Here is a 23,715-nt window from a genome sequence, read left to right on the forward strand (position 1 = left end):
AGGATATAGCCGTCGTCGAGCAGGCCTGCCGCATGGATGACGCCCTTGAGAGGGCCGATCTCGCGGGCGATCCGCTGCGCCAGCTCCTCGACCGCCGCCGCATCTCCCATGTCGCACGCGGCATAGGTGACAGCCGCGCCGGCCGCGCGCAGCGCCTCGAACCGGCTGTCGTCCTGCGCGCTGCGGCCGCTCAGTACGATCTTGCGCGCGCCCCGTGCTGCCAGCCAGCCGGCCAAGATCAACCCGAGGCCGCCGGCCCCGCCGGTGATCCAGTAGGCGCCGTCCGGATCAAGCTTCATCTCTCCCCGCCCGGCAGGAAGATCGACCGGATCGATGCGCAAAGCCTCGCGCGAGCCGTCGGCGCGGTACCGCAGCTCGGTGAAGGTATCGGCAGCCTCGACCTCCTGCCGCAGGAGACCAGCAAGCCGTCCCGCGTCCACTGGCCCCTCAATCCGAACCAGTGCGCCGGAGATCTTCGGGTTTTCGGTTGCGGCCGTGCGCAGGAGCGCGGCCAGCGGGGCCGTGACCGATTGGAGCAGGCTCTCCGGTGCCAGCACGAGGAAATGCCGCGGGCGACGCGGCTTGTCGCGCATCGCCTCGACGATCCGCGCGTGCAGAGCATCGAAGAGGTCGGCTGCCGCAGCCGCCGGATCATCGGCGTCCGGAACTTCGGCCAGCACGCTCACGCTCTGCCCGCTGGCCTCCGACAGGTTTCTGACGAAGTTGTTGGAAAGGTTCGCCTCCTCGAAGCCTGCCAGCAGCACGGAGACATCCCGCTCGCCAACCTGCCCGGTACCGGCCGGCGCGGGCCGCCATCGGCTTTCGGCCAGCACAAGAGGCAGGTCGTCGGCGGTCTCGCCCCCAGCCACCTCAGCTGCCGTCTCGTCCGAGACGACGATCCGCAGGGCCAGATCCTCGAAGGACACACGTAGCCTGCCGTCCCGGTCCAGCATGTGAATGTCGAGATGGCGCACGGCGGCGGTCGCACTTGGCGTTCCCCGCTCGGTGACCAGCGCCCACATCAGCGGCTCGCAGGGCCCGTGCACCACCACCCGGCGGCAGGCGAAGGGCACTGCCGCGCCCGTCGGGCCGGTCTCGTCCAGCGCGATCCAGGCCTGGATGGCTGCATCCAGCATCACCGGATGCAGCGGCAGGGCGGCGAGCGTCGGATGAAGCCGCCGCGGCAGTTTCAGCTGTGCCAGAACACGGCCGCTCCCTCGGGTGACCCGCGCCATCGCCCGGAACGCCGGGCCATGATCGACGCCGCTTGCCCGCAGGCGCTCATAGCAAAGAGCGACCGGCACATCCTCGCGCAGCTCGCCCTGAAGCTGTGACAGCACCGGCGCGGATGGCGCAGCCTCCGGCGACGGCGCGATCGTGCCGCGAACGTTGTGCCCCTCGCCTTCGGCGGTGCGGATCGTAAAGCCAATGCAGCGATCCGTCTGCCGCCTCAGATGCGTCTCGACCGCGACCGGCGTCTCGCGCGCCGCAATCGGCCGCGACCAGACCACATCCTCCAGCGCGAAGGTGCTGCCGAGGCCTGCCCCGGCAAGATCGGCGGCGGCCCGTGCCATTTCCAGCGCCGCAACGCCGGGCAGGATCTGGCGACCGCGCACCTTGTGATCGGCCCAGAAGAGTTCCGGCCCGCGCAAGGAGCTTTCGAAGACCGGACCGGCGAAGCCCGAGATGTTCCGGTGGATCATCGGATGCGGTGCCGGCCGGTCGTCCTTCACGCCGAGCGACTCGTCCATCCAGTGCCGCTCGCGCGCGAAAGGATAGAGCGGCGCGCGCACCCGCCTGCCCTTCGGCAGGCCGGCGGCCAGCCAGTCGACATCCTCTCCCGACACAAAGCGCAAGGCGAGATCATGCAGCGGCTTGCCGGTTGCCCCTGCCGACGCGTCGACCACGGCAGGATGATCGGTCCCGCCGAGACGGGCGTGAAGGGCCTGCGCCAGCTCCTGCCGGTCGCGGACAAGGAAGGCGACACGGACCTCGAGCAGCGCCCGCCCGATCCGCAGCGTGTGGGCAAGATCGGCAAGAGCGGGCGCATCCGCCGCCTCGACGGTCGCCAGCAGCTCGCCAAGCAGCGCCTGCAAGCGCTCCTCATCCGCCGCCGACAGCGGCAACAGGTGCACCTCTGCCTCGCCGGCGAGTGGAGCCGCCTGCGCCTTGGGCGCTTCCTCGATCAGCACATGCGCATTGCTGCCGCCGAAGCCGAAGGAGCTGACGCAGGCGCGCCGGGGCGCGCCGTCAGTGCGCGGCCAGGGGCTTGCCTCCTTCTGGATGCGGAACGGCGTGCCGGCCAGGTCGACCAGTCGGTTCTGCGCCGTGAAGCCGACATTGCCGGGCAGATCCTCGCGGGCCAGCGCGATCAGCACCTTGACGATGCCGGCGACGCCCGCCGCACCTTCCAGATGGCCGATATTGGTTTTGACGGAGCCGATGCCGCAGCTCGCCTCGCGCGGGGCGGTGCCCGCCTCGGCGTGCAGGTCGGCGAAGGCCTCCTTCAGGCCGGAAATCTCGATCGGGTCGCCCAGCGGCGTCCCCGGGCCGTGGGCCTCCACGTAGGAAACGCTATCCGGCGCAACGCCCGCCTCGCGGTGAACGGCCTTGATCAGCGCCGCCTGCGCGCGCGGATTGGTGACGGTAAGCGAATTCGTCCGCCCGCCATGGTTGACGCCGATGCCGCGAATGACCGCATGGATCGGATCGCCGTCTGCCAGCGCCTGCTTGAGCGGCTTGAGCAGCAGCACGGCACCGCCTTCGCCCCGGACATAGCCGTCGGCCGCATCGTCGAAGGCGTTGCTACGCCCCGTCTTCGACAGCATGCCGGCCTTCGAAAAGGCGACGAAATGGTTGGGCGACCAGATCAGGTTGACGCCGCCGGCCAGCGCCATGTCGCATTCGCCGCCCTGCAGCGCCCGTACCGCCTCGTAGACGGAGGTCATCGACGCGGCGCAGGCCGTGTCATTGGTGATGCTGGGTCCCTGCAGGTCGAGGAAATGCGAGACCCGGTTGGCGATGATCGAAAAGGCGATCCCGGTCGGCAGATAGGCGTCGACATGCGGCAGGTGCTTTTCCAGCAACTCCGCATAGTCCCAATGGCAGACGCCCATGTAGACGCCCGTCCGGGTACCGGCGAGATCGGAGGCGCGGTAGCCGGCATCCTCGATCGCATGCCAGGCCATCTCCAGCGCAAAGCGTTGCTGCGGGTCCATCCAGGCGGCTTCGCGCGGCGAGATGCCGAAGAACGATGCGTCGAAGCAGTCGGCATCCTCGACGAACCCGCCCCAGATGCTGCTGGTCCTGTTGCCCCGCGCCGGGTCGCCCAGCAGCTCCTCCGCATTCCAGCGGTTGGCCGGCACCTGCGAGATCAGCGAGCGGCCGGCGGCGAGATGCGCGCCGAACGTCGCCAGCCGGTCCGCGCCCGGAAGCCGGAGCCCGACGCCGATGATCGCGACCGGTTCCTTTCCCCCCTCCCGGCTCATCGGGTCCGGCCTCCCCCGCCGATCATCACCGAGAGCCGCCGGCCGAGCACGTCGGCCGCGCCCTCCAGTAGCCGCGCCGCGATGGCGTCGGCATGGCGGGCGCGCCAGGACGCAAGCTCGCTGCCCTCGACCCACTGGTTGAACGCGCCGAGCGCCGGGCCGCAATGCACCTGGAAGTCGACCTTGTGGTCGAGATCGCCATTGAGCGCCCAGGTGGTCGTGTCCTTGAAGTAGCGACGGAAGACGAGGCCCATGCGGTGCCGGGGCGAGCGCTCCGCGCGCTCGATCTCGGATGCCGGATAGCTCATCGCCACATCGCGGAACACCTCGTCGAAGCTGCGACGGAAATAGCGTTCCTCGATCTGCTGGCGCAGCTTCGCTTCGATCTCGTCGAGGCTCTCGTGCTGACGGTAGAGCGAGACCAGCTTTTCGGCGCGGGCGGGGAAGAACAGCCCCTTCTTCAGTACCTGCACCTTGGCGCCCAGCTCGAACATCTCGCCCGACGGCGCATAGGCCGTATCATGGACGTTGATGCCTTCCAGCAGGTCCTTGACCGCATCGCTGGTCCCGGCCTCGACCGTGCACTGGTTGACCGATCCGGTGACGATGAAGTCGGCCCCCAGCATGAAGACCGCCGCGGCCGCCTCCGGCGTGCCGATGCCGCCGCCCGATCCGACGAAGATGGGGCCGAATTTCGCAAAGCGCGCCTGCGCCTCGTCCCGCACCTTCAGCACGGCCGGGATCAGGGCGAAGGGCATGCCCTGGTCGGTATGCCCGCCCGAGTCCGCCTCGACGCAGATGGCATCGGCCATCGGTACCTGGCGCAGCAGGTTGGCCTCGTCAGCGGTGATCGCGCCGCTTGCGAGCAGCTTGCTCAGCAGCCGTTCGGGCGCGGGCGCCAGAAACTGCGAGGCAACATCGGGCCGGGACACCTTGGCGATGATGCGGTTGCGCGCGGCGATCCGGCCACCGCCCTCGTCCTCAAGCCCGGCGGCGCGGTAGCGCACCAGAGCCGGCGTCACCTCCATGAAGGCGGAGGCCTCGATGATGCCAACGCCGTGCCGGATCAGGAGATCGGTGAGCTCATCCTCCAGGTGCGGCCTGTTCACATGGGCGATGAAATTGATGCCGTAGGGCGCGCCCTCGGGAAGCACGTCGCGCAGGCGAAGGATCGCGCGCTCCACCTCGGCCATCGGCAGGCCGCCCGCCCCGAAAAAGCCGAGCAGGCCGGCGCGGGCCATGCGCTCCACCAGAGCGACCGAGGCGATGCCCTGATACATCGCGCCGGCGACATAAGGGTATTCGAGCCCGAACGCCTCGCAAAAGGCACGCGAGCCGAGATTTTCCGGACTGAACCGGAAAGACGCATGGCCGTTGAGCCTGGGAGACGGCGTTTCGTCCGACGCCTTTCGGGCGGTCTCCGGCTCCGGCTCGGCGATCCTCGCGGCCGCAGCCGCGTCCGCCTCCTCGCGCGCCAGCAGGCTCGCGTCGAGCGGCCCCGCCTCGAGTTCCGTGCGCTTCACCATCGGCTTGACCACGGCGCTGCCGGCCGGCCCCAGTTCGGTGACATCGGCAAAGGTGACGCCCTTGGCCAGCAGGTAGCGGATGCTCTCGGCCCAGCGCACCGGCGCGGTGATCTGCTCGATCATCCGCTCGCGCAGCTGTCCCGCCTCATGCGGCCGCGCGGTCACGTTGGAAATGACGGGGATCTCGGGCGCCTTGAAGGTCAGGCCTGCCAGATGCTCGGCAAACGCTGCGCGCGCAGCCTCCATGTAGGGCGTGTGAAAAGCCCCGCTCACCGGCAGGACGACATAATGGCTGGCTCCCGCCTCGCGGAACAGCGGCTCGGCGGCGACCACCGCCTCGCGACGGCCGGACACGACGATCTGCCGGGGCGTGTTGTAGTTGGCGGCGAAGACGTCCCTGAGGCCATTGCGGTCGATCACCGCCGCAATGCCGTCGGCATCGAGACCGATCACAGCGGCCATGCCGCCGCCGCTTGCCTCGCCCATCAGCGCCCCGCGTCGCGCTACCATCGACAGGCCGCTGGCGAAATCGACGGCTCCCGCGGCGAACAGGGCGACATATTCCGAAACGCTGTGCCCGAGGACGAAATCCGGCCGTTCGCCGGCCTCGCGGACATGACGGAGATAGGTCAGCGCGTTGACCACATAGAGCGCGGGCTGGGTGAACTGCGTGCGGGTGAGCCGATCCATCGGCCCATCCAGGCAGAGCTGCGCGATGGAGTATCCCAGAACGGCGTCCGCCTCGGCAACGAACTGCGGAAAGGCCTCGAACAGCCCCTCGCCCATGCCGACGCGCTGCGCGCCTTGCCCTGGAAACATGAAGGCCTTCATTGCTCCTCCAGCCCGGCCTGATCCTTCACCCACTCGATCTGGCCGAGGTCCATCTTGATGACCCTATCGGCAACGCCCCAGTATCGCTCATCGTGTGTTGCCGCGATGACAAGTTTTCCTGCCGCTTTGAGTTTCGGGATAAACGTCTGGTAAAAATATTCGCGAAAATGAACATCCTGTTCCGCCGACCATTCGTCGAAAACGTAGACAGGCCGGTCCTCCAGAACCGCTGCGATCAGGGCCAGACGCTTGCGCTGCCCGGTCGACAGGTGAAGCTGGGAAAAACGACCGTCCGTGAAACGGACCTTGCCGGCAAGGCCCATCTCGTCGATCAGCGCATTGACCCGGTCCGGGTCGACGCGTTCGAGCCCGTAGAGCCGGTCGAACAGGTGGAAGTCGACGAAGATCGCCGAGAACAGCTCGCGGTAACCGCCGGCCGCCGCGCCCTCAACCGCATGACCATCGACATCGATGCGCCCGCTCGACAAGGGATAGAGGCCGCACATCATGCGCAGCGCCGTCGACTTGCCGCTGCCATTTCCGCCGACGAGGAATACCACCTCGCCCCGTGACAGGGTGAGCGACAGCGGGCCGACGTGATAGCCGACGCCCTGCTCCGCCGGATAGCTGAAGCCGATCTCGCGCAAGTCGATGGTCTGGAAACCGCGAAAGGCATGGGCATGCTGGCGCGCCTCATGCGTCGTGATCCCCTTCGAAGCATCGAGCTCGCGTTCCACGGCGAGGATCGACTGCAGGCCGAACTCGGCACGCATGAACATCGGCGACTGCGCAACCGTCTTCGTCAGCGTGCCGAGGCAGACCAGCAGTACCGGCACCAGCTGGAAGACGATGACCGTGTGCCCGGACACAAGCGCGGGGAAACCGAAGGCGACGACACCGAGCAGCGCGAAGGTGACCAGGCTGCCGAGCAGGATAAGCGACACCCAATGGTCGATGGTGCGCACCAGCATCAATTCGAGCACGTTGGAGCGCTTGCGATAGGCCTTGGAGACGGCCTCGCTACGACGGGCGTTCAGCCGCAGTTCCTTGCTGCCGTGGATGATGTCGGCGATCGCATCGAGCATCTGCGCTTGCAGCTTTTCGACGAGCCCGAGAATCCGGCCGAACCGATTGTTGATCGCCTTGTAGCCATAGACGCCACCGATCACCGCCAGCAGGAAGCACAGGAAGGCAAGCGGCGACAGATAGAGCAGATAGAGCAGCGCCACGGCGAGCAGCACCATCTGCTGGATCGCGTCCATGATCAGCGGGAAGGTCACCGACAGATGGTTGGTTTCCTTGGCGATCAGTCCGTAGAGACGGCCCCGGCCGATCCGGTCCACGGTCAGCAGTTCCGACTGGCGCAGCTTCTCCGCCAGTTCCAGCCGCAACTCGTTGAGCCGGTCCTCGATCAGCGTGGTCGCCCGCACCAGGGCGAACTGGTTGGCCAGATAGTAGGTCAGGAACGCGGCGCCGAAGGCAGCCCAGGCGATCAGTCCGGGATGCTCGGCCCGCGCCACCTGCTCCGCGACCGTGGTGATCACCACCACCAGGGCGGCGTTGGCGATGCCAGCCAGCAGGCTGAGGGCAAACATCAGCTGCAGCTTGCGGCGGCCGGATGCGCGGATGAAGGCGATCAGCTCCATGCTCACGCCTCCCCGGTCACGTCTGAAAGGCGGCCGAGATCCAGCTCCAACCGCCGGTCGCAGCAGGACCAGAAGCGGTCGTCGTGGGTCACCGCAACCACCGTCTTGCCGCGCGCCTTCAGGTCCGGCAGCAGCTCGGTGTAGAAGACCTCGCGGAAATGGGCGTCCTGGTCGGCCGCCCATTCGTCGAAGAGATAGACCTCGCGGTCCTCCAGCAGCGCGACGATCATCGCCAGCCGCTTGCGCTGCCCGGTCGACAGATCCGTGGTGGAAAAGCGCCCGTCCTCGAAGCGCACCTTGCCGTCCAGCTCCATGCGGGCGATCAGCCTCTCGACCTCGCGCTGCGTGACGTGCTCCAGCCCGTAGAGCCGGTCGAACAGGTGAAAGTCGGTAAAGATGCTGGAGAATATCTCGCGGTAGTCGCGCCGCGTCTCGGCGCTCACCAGCGCACCGTCGCAGGAGATCTCGCCCCCGTCCGGCGTGTAGAGCCCGCACAGCAGCTTCAGCGCCGTCGACTTGCCGCTGCCGTTGCCTCCCGTCAGGAACAGGATCTCGCCGCGCTTCAAAGACAGATCCCAGGGGCCGGAGGTGAAGAGCGCGCTGCCCTGCCCGTCGAGATAGCTGAACGTGACGCCGCGCATCTCGATGGTGCGGAACGAGCGGTAGCGCGAGGGCGCGCGCGCAGAGGCTTTCGGCTCCGGCGCAAGGCCTGCATCAAGGCGCCGCTCCAGAGCATAGACATGGGCAAGGCCCGCCTCGGCCCGCGCGATCAGCCGCACGACAGAGGTGATCGCCGCGATGGGGCCGAGCGCGAAGACCGTCGCGGCGGTGATCTTGTAGATCGTGTCCGTATAGCCCTGGAAGAACACCGGCAGGACCAGCACGACGACGCCGATGAGCAGGAAGATGAAGGCATTGGCGAATTGCAGCAGGGAGACCCAGCGGTCGCCCAAGCCCACCACTACCTGCCGCAACCGCGAGGTCACGTCCGCGAAATGCGCCTGCAGCGCGTCGTTCTTGTCGGCGTTGAGCCGGATTTCCTGAAAGCCCAGCGTGAAATGGGACAGGCTGTCGAGCATTTCCGCTTCGCGGTGATGCACGTCGGCCAGGGCCCCAGTCAGTGCGCTCTGGCGCCGCCAAAAGACATAGAGCCCGGCAGCCAGAAACACGGTGACCACAAGGAAGGAGATCGGCGACAGGGTCGCCACATAGAGCAACAGGAAAACCAGCAGGAAGGCGTTCTGGGCCGCACCGATCAGCAGCGGCAGCGTCTGCGACAGGTGGTCGGTTTCCTGCGAGACGGTGACGAAGACGTCGCCATGGCCGAGCCGCTCGAGCGTCCTCAGGTCTACACGGCGGATCTTGCTGACGATTCGTCGACGCGTCGCCTCCAGACGGGACTGGACGAAACGGTTGGCTTCATGCAGCGAGGCTCGGCTCGACAGCAACACGAAGGCGAGCATCGTCACGTAGACAAGAAGCAGCTGCGTCCCGACGGGTTCCGCCAGCACCGCTTTTTCGGCCGCCTCGTTGATGAGGCCGACAAGCCCCGCATTTCCAAGGCCAGCAAGGCTGGTGATCAGCAGGATCGACCGGCGGTTCACGGGTGGGCCGGATCTGAGCAGCCGCAGGATGTTCATGCAGATGAAACCACGGTGACTGCCCCTGTCCCGATGCCGCGCAACCCGCCCCACGGTGCATCCGGCCTGCCGGCAGCGCCCTGTTCACGGATCAGATTTCACTGGTGTTTCGTCATCTTCGGCAGCTCCGACCGCCGTTACGGAATGCTATTCAGCACGCCTTCCGCTGGCAAGTGCACGCCTTGCCGGCGCGTCCGGGATTTTCCTCCTGGCGTGCATTAAGCTCGTTCGCAGAGCACGTCGTCCACAGGTAGCGGAAAGACTGTTGCGGCGCACACTTATTCGCTACCGTAAGGTCGTTCCGCTTCGTGCGGGGCACCCGGGGGGACGACAGGGGCGCCGACCAGAGGCGACCTGCATGTCCGATCTCCATAGGACACCGAGCGGCTTTCCAGCCCGGCTGCAGGCGATCAGAGCGCATGGACAAAATTCGGGACTTCATCGAGGAACAGTTCCTGATCGAGTTCGACGACTCCTTTCCCGAGGACTCCGACCTGTTCAAGGAAGGCGTGATGGACTCCTTCGGCTACGTGCAGCTGATCCGATTTCTCGAGCAGGAGTTCGACATCCGCTTCACGGAGCAGGAAATGACCGGCGACGTTCTGGTGAGCCTCGTCCAGATCCGCGAAACGGTCGCCCGAAAGGTCGCCGAACGCGCAGCGGGCTGACCGCCGGACGCCTAACGCCAGCAAGCAGAGACCGACCAGGGGGCACGCGACGTCATGTGCGGCATTGCCGGCTTCATCAGCGCCGATCGCGGCTGCGACGATCCGCGGGGCCAGATCAGCGGCATGCTGACCGCAATCGCCCATCGCGGGCCGGACGGCGCCGGCTATGTGCTCGACGACGGGTTGGCCATGGGGACGGTGCGGCTGGCGATCCTCGATCCGGCCGCCGGCATACAGCCGATCAGCGACGAGAACGGGCGCTACTGGCTCTGCTACAACGGCGAGGTCTACAATTATCGGGAACTGCGCGAGACGCTTGTCGGCCTCGGCCACGTCTTCCGCACGGACTGCGACACCGAAGTCGTGCTGCGCGCCTGGATGGCCTGGGGCCCGGATTGCCTGAAGCGCTTCAACGGCGGTTTCTCCTTCGCGCTCTACGACCGCCGGCAGAAGGAGCTGTTTCTCGCCCGCGACCGCTACGGCAAGCGCCCGCTGTTCCTCGCCCGCCACGGCGAGACGATTCTCTTCGCCTCCGAGATGAAGGCGTTCCTGGCCGTTCCCGGCTTCCGGTTCGAGCAGGATCCCGAGCAGCTCGCCTCCATTCTCGGCCAATGGACGCCGCTGCCGCACCAGTCGGGCTTTCGCGGCATCGAGAGCCTGCCCATGGGAGAATGGGCAAGGGTGTGCGAAGGCCGGATCGAGCGCTTCGTCTATGACGAGCTCTCCTTCGCACCAAGCGAGACCATCTCCAGCGAGCACGAGGCGGTCGAGCGGATCCGCGCGCAGCTGACGGACGCCGTTTCCCTGCGGCTGCGCAGCGACGTGGAGGTCGGCGTCTATCTCAGCGGCGGGGTGGATTCGGCCATCGTCGCCGCGCTCGCCCGCGAGCTGACCCCGCATCCGCTCTCCACGTTCTCGGTCGAGTTCGAGGATGCGGAGTTCGACGAGTCGGCAGAACAGCGGCTCGTCGCGGAGCATCTGGGCACCCGCCATCATGCCCGCCGCATCAGCCATGCCGACATCGCCGAGGCCTGCCCCGATGCGGTCTATCACGCGGAAGTGCCGGCGTTTCGCAGCGCCTTCATCCCCATGTTCCTGCTGTCGCAGCGCACCCGCGAGGCCGGAATCAAGGTGATCCTCAGCGGCGAAGGCGCCGACGAAGCGTTCCTCGGCTACGACCTGTTCAAGGAAACGCTGCTGCGCGCCGCGTGGAACGAGCTTCCCGAGGACATGCGCCGGAGCCGGCTGGAGCGGCTCTACCCGCACCTTGCCCATTACGGGCCGAAGGACATCGCCGCCGTCACCGGGCTCTACCATCAGTTCTCGGCCGAGAAGATGCCGGGCCTCTTCTCTCACGAGCTGCGCTTCCAGAACGGCCAGTTTTCGGCCCGCCTGCTGAGCGCGCCCGGCGACCCCTTCGCCGAGATTTCGGCGCTTGTCGCCGGCAATCCGGCGTTCGGCTCGATGAGCGCGGTCGAGAAGGCCCAGTGGCTGGAATACAAGACCCTGCTGCCCGGTTACCTGCTGTCGACCCAGGGCGACCGCATGAGCCTTGCCCATGGGGTGGAGAACCGCTGCCCGTTCCTCGATCCGTCGGTGATCGGGCTCGCCTCCTCGGTCAACCTGCGCTTCGACGACGGGTTCACAGAGAAGCGGCTGTTGCGCGATGCCTTCCGCGACCGGCTGCCGGGTGCGGTCGCCGACAAGCGCAAGTTCCCGTACCGGGCACCGGACGCGGCGGCCTTCGCAGCCTGCCGGCCCGACTATCTCGATCTCGTCCTGTCGGAGAGCGAGCTGGCGAACCTGCCCTTCCTCAATGCCAAGTTTGCCCAGCGCCTTGCCACGAAGGTGCTGACCAAGCCGGCCGAGGAGGTCAGCACGAAGGAAAACCAGACCTTCCTGTTCCTGCTGTCCATCGCCTTGCTCGACCGGTTCTTCGTGCAGCGGCAGGGGCTGGCGCACACAGGCGGGTCAAGTGTCCTGCCGCCGCTGCAACGCGCGGTGGACCTGCGTGCCGAGGCCGCGCCTCAGGCCTCCCAGGGAAACTTTGCGTCCCTCACGTAACGGCGGATATCGGCCCGGATCTGCGGATCGGCGAACATCTCGCGATTGGCGGCAAGCGCTGCTTCGCGCTGGCCCTCAAGGTCGTCGAGCCCTGCAGCCGCATGCGTCTTGAAACGGGCGATGCCCGCCCGCCCCGGCAGCCGAAGCCGCATCAAGTGCTGGCGCAACAGCTCGTCGGCCCGCTCGCCCAGCGCATCGACAAGCCCGAAGGACAGGGCATCGCGCGCGCCCACCGGCCGCGTCATCAACGTCATGTAGCGGGCGCGCTGCGCCCCGACCCGGCGCGCCAGGAACGGCAGCACACAGGCCGGAAACAGGCCGAACAGCAGCTCGGACAGGGCAAAGCTCGCGCTCTCGTCCGCCAGCACGATATCGGCCGCGGCGGCCAGTCCGACGCCGCCGGCATTGGCCCTGCCCCGCACCACGCTGACCGTGACGAAGGGCCCGCGCACCATGCGCAGCCACAGATCGTAGAGCGGGGCCGGGTCCATTGGCACGGCATCCTCCGCGACGGCGTCAAAATCGCCGCCCATGCAGAAGACATCGTCGCTGCCTTCCAGCACAACGACCGTGACCGCGCGGCCATCCGGCCCTTCGTCCGCCTCGCAAAGGTCGAAGGCGGCATGCAGCTCTTGCACCATCTGCGGCGTGATGCTGTTGCCCGCCTCCGGCCGGACGAAGCGGATACGGCAAATGCCCTGCGCGATGCTGCAGGAAATCGTCGAGAACCCGCTCATATCGCCTCTCCCTCCGGCGCCCCGAAGACCAGCGCGACATTGGTGCCGCCGAAACCGAAGGAGAACTTCAATGCGTGGCGGATGCGGTGCTCCTGCGCCGCGCCCCGCACCCAGCCGAAGTCCTCATCCAGCGGCGCATCGAGATGAAGCGTCGGGTGCAGCAGCGCCTCGCGCATCTGGATCAGCACGGCAGCGGCCTCGACCGCGCCGGCCGCGCTCAGCCCATGCCCGATGATCGACTTGGTGGCGTTGACCCGCGCGTGACCGAGGCCAAGCCTGCGCATGGTGGCGAGCTCCGCCTCGTCGCCGGATGGCGTTCCCGTGGCATGGCCGTTGACGTAGTCGATGTCGGCAGCCACCAGTCCGGCCGCGGTCAGCGCGTCTTGCGCGGCACGGACCTGCGCGTCGGAATTCGGCTCCGGGCCGCGGCTGCCATCGGTGCAAAAGCCCGTTCCAAGCACGCGGCCATAGACCGTGCCTCCGGAATGCTCCGGCCGGGTGACGACCAGCGCAGCGCAGGCCTCGCCATAGAGGAAGCCGTCATGGCCCGTGTCCATCGGCCGGCAGACCGGCCCGGCGCCCAGCGCACCGAGCGCGCGGAAGCCTTGCAGGTCCATCATGGAGACGTCCTGCAACGCGCCGAGGGCGATGCAGGCATCGACCCTGCCGCTCCGCACGGCCTCGACCGCCTCGACGATGGCGGCCGCGCCGCTCGCCGAGGCCGCGCCGACCGTGTGGGCAAAGCCGCGGATGGGAAACTGCGAAGCGCACAGGCCGCAGATATCGGTGTCTAGGAAGACGTGGCCGTGTCGCGGCGGCAGGAAGTCGAGCCGGTCGGCGTATTCGCGCAGGCTCAAGAGCTGCTCGCGCGCCATCAGGTTCGACCCGCCGACGATCAGGCCGATCCGCTCGGGCATCACATGGTCCAGCCCCGCTTCGCGCCAGGCCTCGTCCAGGACGGCGACCGCCGCACGCCCGCTCAGGCCCGCGGTGCGCTCGACCCGGGGCGGCAGAATGGAGGGAGGATCGGGCATCTCGAAGCCGAAGAACGGCGGGCTGCCGTCGCCGCGCTGCCGGCCGGGACGGGCAAGCGGCGCGAAAACGCTCCGCCCCTCGAACAGTCCGGCGCGGAACGCATCCTTGCCGTGGCCGAGACCGCTGGCGACCCCGATGCCGGTGACAACGAGCGAGTGCAGGTCAGGCCTTGGACTTGGCATGCAGGAGATCGGCCAGCTCGCCGATGTTGCGCGGGCCGTGCAGCTGGACCATCGGCACCTTCAGGCCGATGGCCTCCAGCGTCGCCAGGATGATCTCGCTGCGCTCGATGGAGTCGACCCCGAGATCGGCCATGGAATCGGCGCGGGTGATGGGCTGCGCCTCCAGCTCCGGCACGGTGCTGCGGATCTCGGCAATGATGATCTCGGCAATCCGGTCGCTGTCCAACTCGCCCCCTTTTCCAGGTTCTGCCGCTGTTGCGACAGCCCGGCTCAGATCCAGATGTACTTGCGGTGGTAGCCGACGACCGCATCCAGCACAAGCCGATCGCCGGCCGCATCGACCGGCCAGGCGTCCGGCACGATCTGGTGGTTCAGCTCGGCATCCTTCGTGCCGAAGCGTACGACGCTCTCGCCGCGCAGCAGCGTCTCGTATTCCTCGATCGTGAGGCGGTGGCGGCGGTCCAGCGCCTGCGGGATGCGCATCGCGCGCAGACGCTCGCTGCTCTCCGGCGTCACGACGCCGCTGTAGAACTCCGAGCAGCAGCCCGAGCCGTAGGAGAACAGTCCGACCCGCATCGGCGCATCGACTGCGACCGTATCCAGCATGCCGGCAAGCGCCACGAAGACCGAGCCGCCGGCGGTGTTGCCGACCCGCTTGCCAAAGGCAAGGCTCGGCGCCAGGCGCGCCTGGAAGTCGGCTTCGATCTCCTTGGGCGGCGCCTTGTAGAGCCGGCGCATCAGGTGCCGGTGGGCGCCCTTGACCATGCCGCCGAACGGCGTGTGGAAGCACAGCTGGCCGAAGCTTTCGCGAAAGTCCGCATTCTCCACCCGGCGGCTGTAGTCGCGGAACGCGCCCTCGCAGCAGTCGAGATAGGCCATCAGCGACAGGTCCGCATCACCCGCCTCCGTATCGGGACCCGGACGGCAGGTGTCCATCACCTCGAAGGCGTGATTGCCATAAGCCCCGGCATCGATGCGCAGGACATGCGGCGTATCGGAGACCAGCATCGCCACCGCGCCGGCGCCGGAGCTCGGTTCCGAATAGGCCCATTCCTCCACCGCGCCGGCATCGGCGAGCGCGAAGCGGGAAATGTCGGTCGCCACCACCAAGGCCTTGGCGCCGGGCGAGGTCTGGGCGAGCAGGAAATTCACCGCCATCTGCAAGCCGGCCGTGCCCGAGTAGCAGGCCTGCTTGATCTCGAAGAGCCGGCAGTTGGACGGCAGGTCCAGATGCGCATGCACATAGGTGCTGAGCGACTTGCCGAAGTCGATGCCGGACTCGGTGCAGGTCACCACCATCTCGATGCGGGCTCGCTCCTCCGGCGCCAGCGCATCGATCAGCGGCCGGGCGGCATTGACCGCGAAGGTGACCGGATCCTCGTAAGGCAGCGCCACCGTCTTTTCCTGAACCAGCAGGTTCTCGAACCGGGGCATGTCGAGCCCGCGATGAAGGCAGAGTTCCTTCACATCGAGGCAGGCCATGCCGCCATAGACGTTCATCGCCTCGATACCGACGGCGCGGGTCATGCGGCAACTCCAACACGAACCGGAAGGCGGCCGAGCCCTCGGGCGTTCAGCCGGTCGAGCCGCCATTCGGGCTCGCCGGCCAGTTCGATGGAACCATATCGGTCCAGCAGCGCGGAAAAGGCGACATGCGCCTCAAGCCGGGCCAGCGGCGCACCGATGCACACATGCGGGCCCGAGCCGAAGGTCAGCTGGGCATTGGCGGGACGGCCGATATCGACCTCGTCGGCGCGCTCGAACCGGGCCGGATCGCGGTTGATCGCCCCGACAAGGCCAAGAACCGGAGCACCCGCCGGGATCAGCGTGCCCTCGACATCGACATCCTCGCGCGCCACCCGCAGGATCATGTTGCCGCCAGGCTCCATGCGCAGGAACTCCTCGATGGCGGTGCGCAGCAGGCTCCGGTCGGCACGCAGCCGCGCCATCTCGCCCGGATGCCGGAGCAGCAACAGCAGGCCGTTGCCGATCAGCGTCACCGTGGTCTCGTGGCCTGCGACCAGCATGGAGACGAGATTGGTCAGCGTCTCCTCCTCGTCCAGCGTGCCGTCGTCATGGGCGCGGATCGCAAGGTCCATCAGGCTGTCGCCCGGCCGGGCCCGGCGGGCGGCGACGTGCTCGCGCAGGAAGGCCTTGAACTCGGTCAGCGCCTCGAGCGCTTCGCTTTTCTGGTCCGGCGTCATCAGGATATCGCCGATGCGGATCAGCGAGGCGCTCCAGCGCGCGACCGTCTCGTCGAGGCTTTGCGGAATGTCGAAGAGCTTGCACAGGACCCGCAGCGGCAGGGGACCGGCAAAGGCCTCGATGAAATCGACCGTGCCCTCGCGAGGCATCGCATCGAGCAGTTGCGCGGCCTCGGCCTCGACAAGGGCGCCGACATCGCGCACCGCCTGCGAGCGGAAGGCCGGCTCGTAGACCTTGCGCATGCGCGCGTGCTCCGCGCCGTCGCAATTGATCATCTGCGGCTGGAACTCGCTAAACAGCCGATAGCCGACGGGGTCGTGCACCCTGTAATCGGGCGCGGTCCATCCGTTCTTCCAGTGGCGGGTGTCGCGGCCGAGCTCCGAGGACTTCGCGACCTTCAGGAAGGCGCGATGCCCGAGCACGAAATAAACGCCGGACGCCTCGTCGAGATGAACGGGGCCGAGCGCCTGCAGCCGCTTCAGCTCGTCATAAGGGTTCTCCAGGAACGCCCGGTCGGTCAGGATCGACCACCAGTCGATCCCCTCGCCCGTCGCAGCAGCCCCTTGCTCGCTCATGCGCCCCGCCCGCTCCTATCGCGCCGCGTAGATGTGAAACACCGCGGCCCCGCCTTCGGCGAGCGGATGCGTGTCGGTCGTCACCCGATAGCCGCGCGCCGCCAGCCCGGACGCGATCTCTTCCAGTTTCGGCCGGCCCAGATGCACCTCGACCATCAGCTGGCGGATGCGCGGCCAGTCGGCCTCCTTGATGCCGGCAAGCACCTCCTCCTCGGCGCCTTCCGTATCGATCTTCAGAAGGTCGATCGCCTCGACACCGTAGGCTGCCATCTGCGACGACACCGTGTCGATGCGGGCCCGCACCCGCTCCACCCGGAGCAGCGTATCGAGAAAGCCCTCCGTCTGCGCCAGTTCGCCGGCACCGGTGCGCTCGATCACGGCGCGCACCGCCTCGCCGGCGCTTCCCGTGAGAAGGTCGCGAATGCCGCCGGCCATCCGCTCGCCGACCTCGCTATGCGCCGTCGACAATGCTGCAACGCCGGGAAAATAGTCGAACTCCACCTCGCCGGCCTTGGCGCCAAGACCCAGCGGCACAGCAACGGCCTGCGGCTCGGCGGCCTCCAGGTTGCGTTCCAGCGCGGCAAAGACCTGCGGCACCGGCTCGAAGGCGATGATACGCGCGGACGGCGCCTGCTGGAGCGTGTAGAGCGAGAACAGGCCGATATTCGCCCCGACATCGAAGACCGTTCCGTCCTGCGGCAGGCTCAGGCCATGCGCTGCAAGGTCCTGCGAAAAGATCTCATGCACTGCAAAATCAACCTCGTAGGGGTTGATGCAGGCGATTTGCCGGCCGTCGGGCAGAAGCGCAGTCTTCAAGGTCACGGGGTCGTCCGTCGCCGAAGGGGAATCATGACGCGCCTCAAGGGGTTGACGTCGGTAGCGAGTGTTCCCCATGTGAAAACAGGGGTCAAGGAACGATCCCGGACATGGTTCCCGCCAAGGCCCCCGCATGAAACTTCGCGCCATCAGCGACCTGCATCTCGCCAGCCCGGCAAACCGCGACGCCCTGTTCGCGCTGCCCGACTATCCCGAAGACTGGCTGGTTCTGGCCGGCGATGTCGGCGAGCGGTTCGAGCACATGCGCCTTGCCTTCACCGAGCTGACACGCCGCTTCGCGCGGGTGTTCTGGGTTCCGGGCAATCACGACCTGTGGGCAATTCCGGAGGAGACGGGGCTGCCCGCGCTGGTGGGCGAGGAGCGCTACCGCCGCCTCGTCGAGACGGCGCGCGCGCATGGCGTCGTCACCCCGGAAGACCCGTACGAGATCTGGACCGGCGACGGCGGCCCCTGCGCCATCGCGCCGTTGTTCCTGCTCTACGACTACAGTTTCCGCCCGGCGCATGTCAGCCGCGACGGCGTCGTCGGCTGGGCGCGCGAGATGGGCTCGGTCTGCGCCGACGAGATGTTCCTCAATCCCGCGCCCTTCGCCTCGCGCGAGGCCTGGTGCCGCGAGCGCCTGCGGCAGACGGAGGCGCGACTGGCCGCCCTGCCCCCGGACATGCCGACGGTGCTGATCAACCATTTTCCGCTGCGCGAGGATCTCATCCACATTCCGCGCGCGCCGCGCTTCACGCCCTGGTGCGGGACGCGGGCGACAGCCGACTGGCATCGGCGGTTCAACGCGCGAGCCGTGGTCTCCGGCCATCTGCATGTGCGACGCACCGACTGGCGCGACGGAACCCGCTTCGAGGAGGTTTCGCTCGGCTACCCGCGCCAATGGGACCAGTCGCGCGGCATGGCCGCCTATATCCGCGAGGTGCTGCCCGGCCCCGATCAGGTCGAGGACGAACTCGCCGCGCCGAGGTTCCGCAAGTAGTCGAGGGGCGCTTCGCCGATCTCCATCGACAGGCGCTCGGGATGGGGATGGCGCACGCCGACGGCGAGCTTGTGGCGGTCCGTTGGGCGCAGGTGCCGGAAACGCCAGAGCGCTGCATCGTCCGCCTCGATATCGTCGAAGCGGATGACCGGCGGCTCCAGGGTGAAGGCGAAGGCATCGAGCGGCTGCGACAGCCCCTTGCCGATGGCCTTCACATAGGCCTCCTTCAGCGTCCAGAAGGTGAGGAAGATCTCGGTCTTGCGCTCGCTCGGCGTTGCGGCCAGCAGCGCGCGCTCATCCGCAGCGAAGACACGTTTCGCCAGCTGATCGACATCGTTGACCCGTTCCAGCCACTCGACATCGACGCCGACGTCGTTGTCGACCGTCAGGGCGACGGCTGCCAGTTCCCGCGTGTGGGACAGGTTCACCCGAAGACGCGGCAGGCCGGGCGGCGGCGTCACCTCGGGCTTGCCATGATCGCCAGCGGTGAAGCGCCAGTCGCGTGCCGGCAGGTCCGTCCACCAGGTCAGGAGGCCGCGCGTCAGCGCATGGGCGGCGATGTAGACGTCCCGGTCGCGGTCGAAATGGAAACGGGTCGAGCGCTCCAGTTCGCTGTCCTCCAGCAGGCTTTCAAGCAGCTGCCAGTCGTCCTCGCGAATGCTCTTCAGGTCCAGCCACCAGACGGTGACGTGATCGACGCCCGCCTCGAGCTTGTCGCGAAAGGGCGGGCCGTGCGAGATAGAACTCTCCTGCTTCGCACCGCCCTGCCAGGATTCCTGCATGCCGCCTGCTCCGTCGTCCCTGCCGCTCGTCTTCTGCTTCGCCGGCCAGGGCTCCCAGTACTACCACATGGCCGCCGACCTTCTTGCCGAAGAACCGGTGTTCAGGCAATGGATGGAAATCGGCGACGCCATCGTGCGCGACCGGCACGGCGTCTCGCCGCTCGCCGAAATCCATGCGAGCGGACGGCGCGCCAGCGAGCCCTTCGACCGGCTGGAGCACACCCATCCGGCGATCTTCATGACCCAGTTCGCCATGGCCAAGCTGCTGCAGCACAAGGGGATCCGCCCCGATATGCTGCTGGGCGTCAGCCTCGGGGAATTCGCCGCCATGAGCGTTGCCGGGATGGTGCCGTTCGAGACGGCGCTCGCCGCCGTCGCCCGCCAGCCGCGCCTGTTCCTGGAAAGCTGCGCGCCCGGCGCGCTGATCGCCGTCCTCGGCCCGCCGTCCTTGCGCGAGAGCGAAGCCCGGCTCGGCGCCTTGAGCGAGCTTGCCGGCATCAACGCCGAACGCCACCATGTACTGGCGATGCCGACCGAGAATGTCGCCGAGGTGGAGGCGATCCTCACCCGGCTCGACGCGCCGTTCCAGCGGCTGCCGGTTCCCTTCGCCTTTCACTCGAGCTGGATCGAGCCCGCGCGCGCCGCCGTCATCGCCGATGCGGCGGCCGAACGGCTGGAAAGCCCGTTCTGGCCGGTCTGGTCCGCCTGCCTCGGTGCGCCGGTGAAGCCCGGCGTTCCGGATCTTGCCTGGCGGATCGTGCGCGAGCCGATGCGCCTCGGCGCCAGCATTGCGGCCATCGAAGCGCAGGGCGGCGCCCACTACATCGACCTCAGCGCCACGGGAAGCCTTGCGGCCATCATCCGGCAGGACCTCGACGAGGCGTCGCCCTCGCGCATCAGCGCGGTGCTGTCGCCCTTCGGCGGCAACCTGCGGCGTCTCGCGAAGCTGCTGGAAACGGCCTGAGCTGTCGACGGCTCAGGCGGCCTTGCGCCGCGCGGCGAGCTCCAGCACGGCCCCGACCGCGACCGGGTAGCCTTGCGCCCCAAGTCCTGCGATGACGGCTGTCGCCGTGCGCGAGACCAGCGAGCGGTGATAGATCTCCTCGCGCCGGTGGACGTTGGAGATGTGCAGCTCGATGAGCGGCCCGGGAAACATCTTCAGCGCATCGAGAATGGCGATGGAGGTGAAGGTGAAGGCGGCCGGATTGATGACGATGCCCGCCGCCTCCCGGTCGATCGCCTCGTGGACCCAGTCGATGATCTCGTATTCGCGGTTGGACTGGCGGAATTCCAGCGGATGACCGCCGGCCGCCTCGCGGCACATCGCCTCGACCTCGGCGAGCGTGGTGCGACCGTAGATTTCCGGCTCGCGCGTGCCGAGACGGTTCAGGTTGGGACCGTTGAGGACGTAGATCGGTGCAGACATGGTATCAGCCCTGGTATCCGAAGAGGCGTGGCAGGAAGAGAACGAGATCGGGGAAGAGCGTGATCAGCCCCAATGCGAAGAGCAGCGCGTAGAGGAACGGCATCACCTCGCGCACCAGCGCGCTGAGGCTCACCTTGCCGATATTGGTCATGATGAAGAGCAGCAGGCCGTAGGGCGGCGTGATCAGGCCGATCATGATGTTGACGACGCTGACGATGCCGAAATGCACCAGATCGATGCCGAGCGCCTTCGCGGTCGGGATCAGCACCGGCAGCACGATCAGGATGATCGTCGTGCCCTCCAGCAGGCAACCGAGCAGCAGCAGCAGGATGTTGACGAGGATCATGAAGGCGAGCGGCGACAGGTCCAGACCCTGGATGAACACGGTCAGGGTGCGCGGGATGTTCTCCACCGTCACCACGTAGTTGAAGACCAGCGCACCGGCGATCAGCATGCCGATGGAGGCGGTGGTGCGGGCGCTCGACAGGACCGAGCGATAGGCGCTGGCGGGCGTTACCGTGCGGTACACAACCGCCGAGATCAGGAAGGCATAGGCAGCGGCGATGGCGGCGGCTTCCGTCGGCGTGGTCATGCCGGAATAGATGCCGCCGAGCAGCACCACCGGCATCATCAGCGCCGGCAGCGCCCTGAAGGTGATGCCGGGGATCTCGCGCAAGGGGACCGGGGTCTCGACCGGAAAGGCGCGCCGGCGCGCGGTCAGCATCACCAGCAGCATCAACGTGCCGCCCATAAGCAGGCCGGGAACCATGCCGCCGAGGAACAGGTAGCCGATGGAGGCATCGGAGACGAGCGCGTAGAGCACCACGGGGATCGAGGGCGGAATGATCGGTCCGATCACCGAGGTCGCGGCCGTCAGGGCGGCCGCAAAGCTCGCCGGATAGCGCCCGCCCTCGGTCATCATCTTCTGCATCATCTTGCCGACGCCGGCCGCATCGGCGATGGCCGAGCCGGACATGCCGGCGAAGATGATCGACTGGATGACGTTGACCTGCGCCAGGCCGCCGCGGAACCGGCCGACCAGCGCATTGCAGAAGTCGAGCAGGCGCAGCGTCATCGAGCCGGAATTCATGATCTCGGCCGAGAGGATGAACAGCGGCACCGCGAGCAGCACGTAGCTGGTGTACATGCCGTTCAGCAGCTGCTCGGCCGCCGTGCCCATGTCGAGGCCGGCGAGGTAGAGATAGAGGATCGAGCCGGCGATCATCGAGTGGCCGATGGGCAGCCCGAGCAGGGCAAGCCCGAGGATCGCAACGATGCAGGCGGCAAAGGGATCGATCACGCCTGCCCCTCCGATGTCGGCGCGGCACTGTTGCCGTCGCGGTCCCTGCCGTCGCTGCCCGAAACGGCGCGCCAGAGGATCCACAGGTAGCGGACGAGCACGGCCACCGCGAAGACCACATATATCGAGAACAGGTGGTCGAAGCGGATCTTCAGATAGGCGGTCGACTGCACCTTCATGAAGGTCACGTAGTCGACGACGGCCGGCAGCGACAGAAGATAGAGCCCGATCAGGGCGAGAGCGCCAAGGGCCGTCATGATCCGCCGCGCCCGCGGTCCGACGCCGGAATGCAGGAGGTCGAAGCGGATCTCCTCATCCTCGCGCAGGACGAAGGCCGCGCCCCACAGCACCAGCCACAGCCACATCACCACGGTCAGTTCCGAGGTCCAGCCGGTCGGCAGGTTGAGGAGGTAGCGGAAGGCGATCTGCAGCAGGAAGGCGATGAACATCACCGCCAGCATCAGGGCGAGCAGGTTTTCCGCGCGGCGATACAGGAAGCGGCCGATCTGGGCGATCCGCATGCGGGCCTCCGGAGCGTTCGGGGCAAGGGTCGTCAACGGCGCGGCAGACAGGCGGGGGAGGACACGTGCCCTCCCCCGCAGCACCGGTCAAAGTGCGTTGATACGATCGATCAGGCCCTCGGGCCAGTCCTTCGCCAGGTCCGATTCCAGATACATCTTCTGCGCATGGGTGCGGAAGGCATCGACATTCGGCTTGTAGATCTGCAGGCCCTGCTCCTTGAAGAAGGCTGCCAGCTCCTCCTCGCGCTTGATGTGCTCGGCGGTGCTCCAGGCGATGGCCGCGTCGGCGGCTTCCTGCACCTTCGCCTGCTGTTCAGGCGAAAGAGCATTCCAGGTGTCGAGCGAGATCGTCAGCAGGTCATAGCCGACCAGATGCGAGGTCAGGACGATCTGCGACATCACCTCGTAGAACTTCATGTTCTGGACGTTCGGCAGCGGGTTGTCCTGGCCGTCGATGGCGCCGGTCTGGAGGCCCGTATAGACCTCGGCATAGGCCATCGGCGTCGGGTTGGCGCCCAGCGCCTGCCCCAGGAACTGCCAGGCATCGCCGCCGGGCATGCGCAGCTTGATGCCGGCCATGTCGGCGGGCGTCTCGATCTTCTTGTCGACGCGCAGGCCCACCTGCCGCGAGCCGAAATAGGTCGGGCCGAGGATCTTCACCTTCAGCCGCTCCTCGACCATCTGCGACATCTCCTTGCCGACATCGCTGGCGAAGAAGGTGCGCAGGTGATCCGCGTCACGGAAAAGATAGGCCGAGGTCAGCGCCGACCACTCGGGGATCTGGTTGGAGATGTCCTGGGGGGCGATGTTGCCCATCTCCAGGTTGCCGCGCTGCAGGGCGACGAGCTCGGTGCCCTGCTTGAACAGCGTGCCGCCGTAGTAGCCCTGGTAGTCGAAGCCGTCGCCGATACCGTCGGCGAAGCGCTGCATCATCCCGGCCCGGATGTCCTGGTCCGAGAAGACGGCGGAAAAGCGAAGCTGGACCTTGTCCTGGGCCATTGCAGTGGTGGCAAACCCGGCAATCGCCAGCGCAGTGCCGGCCGCGATCAGCGACCGTCGTGTCAAAGTGAACATGGCACTCCTCCCAAGCCATTTTCGTTGACGGAGGCCCGCGTCGCCGGCCCGTCGTAAGGGATTCATGCCACTAGAGGGACGCCGCATCAATAGTCGATTGCAAAAATCTATGATATTTTCGATTACATCATTTATCGAACCGACCCTAAACCTCCACACTGGCGCGCAGATGGCTTTCCTGGGAACCGCAGTCCGCCGC

The 23,715-nt window shown here is 67.2% G+C and carries 19 protein-coding genes (1 of these 19 only partly in view); 4 read left to right on the forward strand and 15 right to left on the reverse strand.

The genetic code is table 11. From position 1 onward, the window contains the following. The 4 genes in view from ACVJ6E_RS02605 to ACVJ6E_RS02620 are tightly spaced (at most 8 nt apart) and all read right to left on the reverse strand, a layout consistent with a single transcriptional unit that may run on beyond the window. Positions 1 to 3,488, reverse strand: partial view of an SDR family NAD(P)-dependent oxidoreductase gene (locus tag ACVJ6E_RS02605; protein ID WP_120269020.1) — the 5' end (the start) only. The gene continues 17,209 nt to the left of window position 1, outside the view; 3,488 of the gene's 20,697 nt are visible here — the first part of the coding sequence; it begins with the start codon at positions 3,486 to 3,488; its stop codon lies beyond the left edge, outside the window. Next, the gene (fabD, locus tag ACVJ6E_RS02610; protein WP_199681178.1) at positions 3,485 to 5,833 is read right to left on the reverse strand and encodes an ACP S-malonyltransferase; all 2,349 of its coding nucleotides are present in this window, start codon (positions 5,831 to 5,833) and stop codon (positions 3,485 to 3,487) included. The genes ACVJ6E_RS02605 and fabD overlap by 4 nt, the downstream gene beginning before the upstream one ends. 8 nt (positions 5,834 to 5,841) lie before the next feature. Next, positions 5,842 to 7,491 carry a cyclic peptide export ABC transporter gene (locus ACVJ6E_RS02615; protein ID WP_120269018.1) on the reverse strand — a complete coding sequence of 550 codons (1,650 nt, stop codon included), beginning with the start codon at positions 7,489 to 7,491 and terminating at the stop codon, positions 5,842 to 5,844. Positions 7,492 to 7,493: 2 nt separating this feature from the next. Continuing rightward, the gene (locus ACVJ6E_RS02620) at positions 7,494 to 9,131 is read right to left on the reverse strand and encodes a cyclic peptide export ABC transporter (RefSeq protein ID WP_120269017.1); all 1,638 of its coding nucleotides are present in this window, start codon (positions 9,129 to 9,131) and stop codon (positions 7,494 to 7,496) included. Between the two features lie 419 nt (positions 9,132 to 9,550). Here ACVJ6E_RS02620 and ACVJ6E_RS02625 point away from each other — a divergent pair, with 419 nt between their 5' ends. Together ACVJ6E_RS02625 and asnB are read left to right on the forward strand one after the other, a co-directional pair. Then, positions 9,551 to 9,799 carry a phosphopantetheine-binding protein gene (locus tag ACVJ6E_RS02625; RefSeq protein ID WP_120269016.1) on the forward strand — a complete coding sequence of 83 codons (249 nt, stop codon included), beginning with the start codon at positions 9,551 to 9,553 and terminating at the stop codon, positions 9,797 to 9,799. Positions 9,800 to 9,853: 54 nt separating this feature from the next. After that, entirely contained in the window at positions 9,854 to 11,863 is a 2,010-nt protein-coding gene (gene asnB / locus ACVJ6E_RS02630) for an asparagine synthase (glutamine-hydrolyzing) (protein WP_120269015.1), read from the forward strand. Here the strand turns inward: asnB and ACVJ6E_RS02635 are convergent. Genes ACVJ6E_RS02635 through ACVJ6E_RS02660 form a run of 6 tightly spaced genes read right to left on the reverse strand, consistent with a single transcriptional unit; the run spans position 11,827 to position 17,419 of the window. Next, positions 11,827 to 12,600, reverse strand: a complete 774-nt coding sequence (locus ACVJ6E_RS02635; RefSeq protein ID WP_120269014.1) for an enoyl-CoA hydratase/isomerase — start codon at positions 12,598 to 12,600, stop codon at positions 11,827 to 11,829. The genes asnB and ACVJ6E_RS02635 overlap by 37 nt on opposite strands. After that, positions 12,597 to 13,817, reverse strand: a complete 1,221-nt coding sequence (locus ACVJ6E_RS02640; protein WP_120269013.1) for a beta-ketoacyl synthase N-terminal-like domain-containing protein — start codon at positions 13,815 to 13,817, stop codon at positions 12,597 to 12,599. Before ACVJ6E_RS02640 ends, ACVJ6E_RS02635 begins: the two co-directional genes overlap by 4 nt. Next, entirely contained in the window at positions 13,798 to 14,043 is a 246-nt protein-coding gene (locus ACVJ6E_RS02645; RefSeq protein ID WP_067339097.1) for an acyl carrier protein, read from the reverse strand. The genes ACVJ6E_RS02640 and ACVJ6E_RS02645 overlap by 20 nt, the downstream gene beginning before the upstream one ends. A gap of 44 nt (positions 14,044 to 14,087) precedes the next feature. Next, a complete protein-coding gene (locus tag ACVJ6E_RS02650) occupies positions 14,088 to 15,344 on the reverse strand; it encodes a hydroxymethylglutaryl-CoA synthase (protein ID WP_120269012.1) in 1,257 nt (418 codons plus the stop codon). Further along, positions 15,341 to 16,597, reverse strand: coding sequence for a cytochrome P450 (locus tag ACVJ6E_RS02655; protein ID WP_120269011.1), 1,257 nt, complete (start codon positions 16,595 to 16,597; stop codon positions 15,341 to 15,343). The genes ACVJ6E_RS02650 and ACVJ6E_RS02655 overlap by 4 nt, the downstream gene beginning before the upstream one ends. A gap of 15 nt (positions 16,598 to 16,612) precedes the next feature. After that, positions 16,613 to 17,419 (reverse strand): FkbM family methyltransferase, encoded by an 807-nt coding sequence (locus ACVJ6E_RS02660; protein ID WP_158592691.1) that lies wholly within the window; start codon positions 17,417 to 17,419, stop codon positions 16,613 to 16,615. 127 nt (positions 17,420 to 17,546) lie between these two features. Between ACVJ6E_RS02660 and ACVJ6E_RS02665 the strand changes: the two genes are divergently transcribed. Further along, the gene (locus ACVJ6E_RS02665; protein ID WP_120269009.1) at positions 17,547 to 18,413 is read left to right on the forward strand and encodes a metallophosphoesterase family protein; all 867 of its coding nucleotides are present in this window, start codon (positions 17,547 to 17,549) and stop codon (positions 18,411 to 18,413) included. On the opposite strand, the gene ACVJ6E_RS02670 is transcribed toward ACVJ6E_RS02665, so the two are convergent. Continuing rightward, positions 18,371 to 19,195 carry a 4'-phosphopantetheinyl transferase superfamily protein gene (locus ACVJ6E_RS02670; RefSeq protein WP_120269008.1) on the reverse strand — a complete coding sequence of 275 codons (825 nt, stop codon included), beginning with the start codon at positions 19,193 to 19,195 and terminating at the stop codon, positions 18,371 to 18,373. The genes ACVJ6E_RS02665 and ACVJ6E_RS02670 overlap by 43 nt on opposite strands. Here ACVJ6E_RS02670 and ACVJ6E_RS02675 point away from each other — a divergent pair. Continuing rightward, positions 19,194 to 20,159 carry an acyltransferase domain-containing protein gene (locus ACVJ6E_RS02675; protein ID WP_120269007.1) on the forward strand — a complete coding sequence of 322 codons (966 nt, stop codon included), beginning with the start codon at positions 19,194 to 19,196 and terminating at the stop codon, positions 20,157 to 20,159. The two genes, ACVJ6E_RS02670 and ACVJ6E_RS02675, sit on opposite strands and share 2 nt — an antisense overlap. A 12-nt stretch (positions 20,160 to 20,171) precedes the next feature. On the opposite strand, the gene ACVJ6E_RS02680 is transcribed toward ACVJ6E_RS02675, so the two are convergent. The 4 genes from ACVJ6E_RS02680 to ACVJ6E_RS02695 form a co-directional block, all read right to left on the reverse strand. Next, positions 20,172 to 20,621, reverse strand: a complete 450-nt coding sequence (locus ACVJ6E_RS02680; protein WP_097175560.1) for a type II 3-dehydroquinate dehydratase — start codon at positions 20,619 to 20,621, stop codon at positions 20,172 to 20,174. A 4-nt stretch (positions 20,622 to 20,625) separates the two neighbouring features. Continuing rightward, on the reverse strand, positions 20,626 to 21,918 hold the full coding sequence (locus ACVJ6E_RS02685) for a TRAP transporter large permease (protein WP_120269278.1): 1,293 nt from the start codon (positions 21,916 to 21,918) through the stop codon (positions 20,626 to 20,628). Continuing rightward, positions 21,918 to 22,442 (reverse strand): TRAP transporter small permease, encoded by a 525-nt coding sequence (locus ACVJ6E_RS02690; protein ID WP_067221757.1) that lies wholly within the window; start codon positions 22,440 to 22,442, stop codon positions 21,918 to 21,920. The genes ACVJ6E_RS02685 and ACVJ6E_RS02690 overlap by 1 nt, the downstream gene beginning before the upstream one ends. An 87-nt stretch (positions 22,443 to 22,529) precedes the next feature. Next, positions 22,530 to 23,516, reverse strand: coding sequence for a sialic acid TRAP transporter substrate-binding protein SiaP (locus ACVJ6E_RS02695; RefSeq protein WP_120269006.1), 987 nt, complete (start codon positions 23,514 to 23,516; stop codon positions 22,530 to 22,532). Between the last annotated feature and the right edge of the window lie 199 nt (positions 23,517 to 23,715).

It is taken from the genome of Stappia sp. G46H5W, assembly GCF_058448995.1.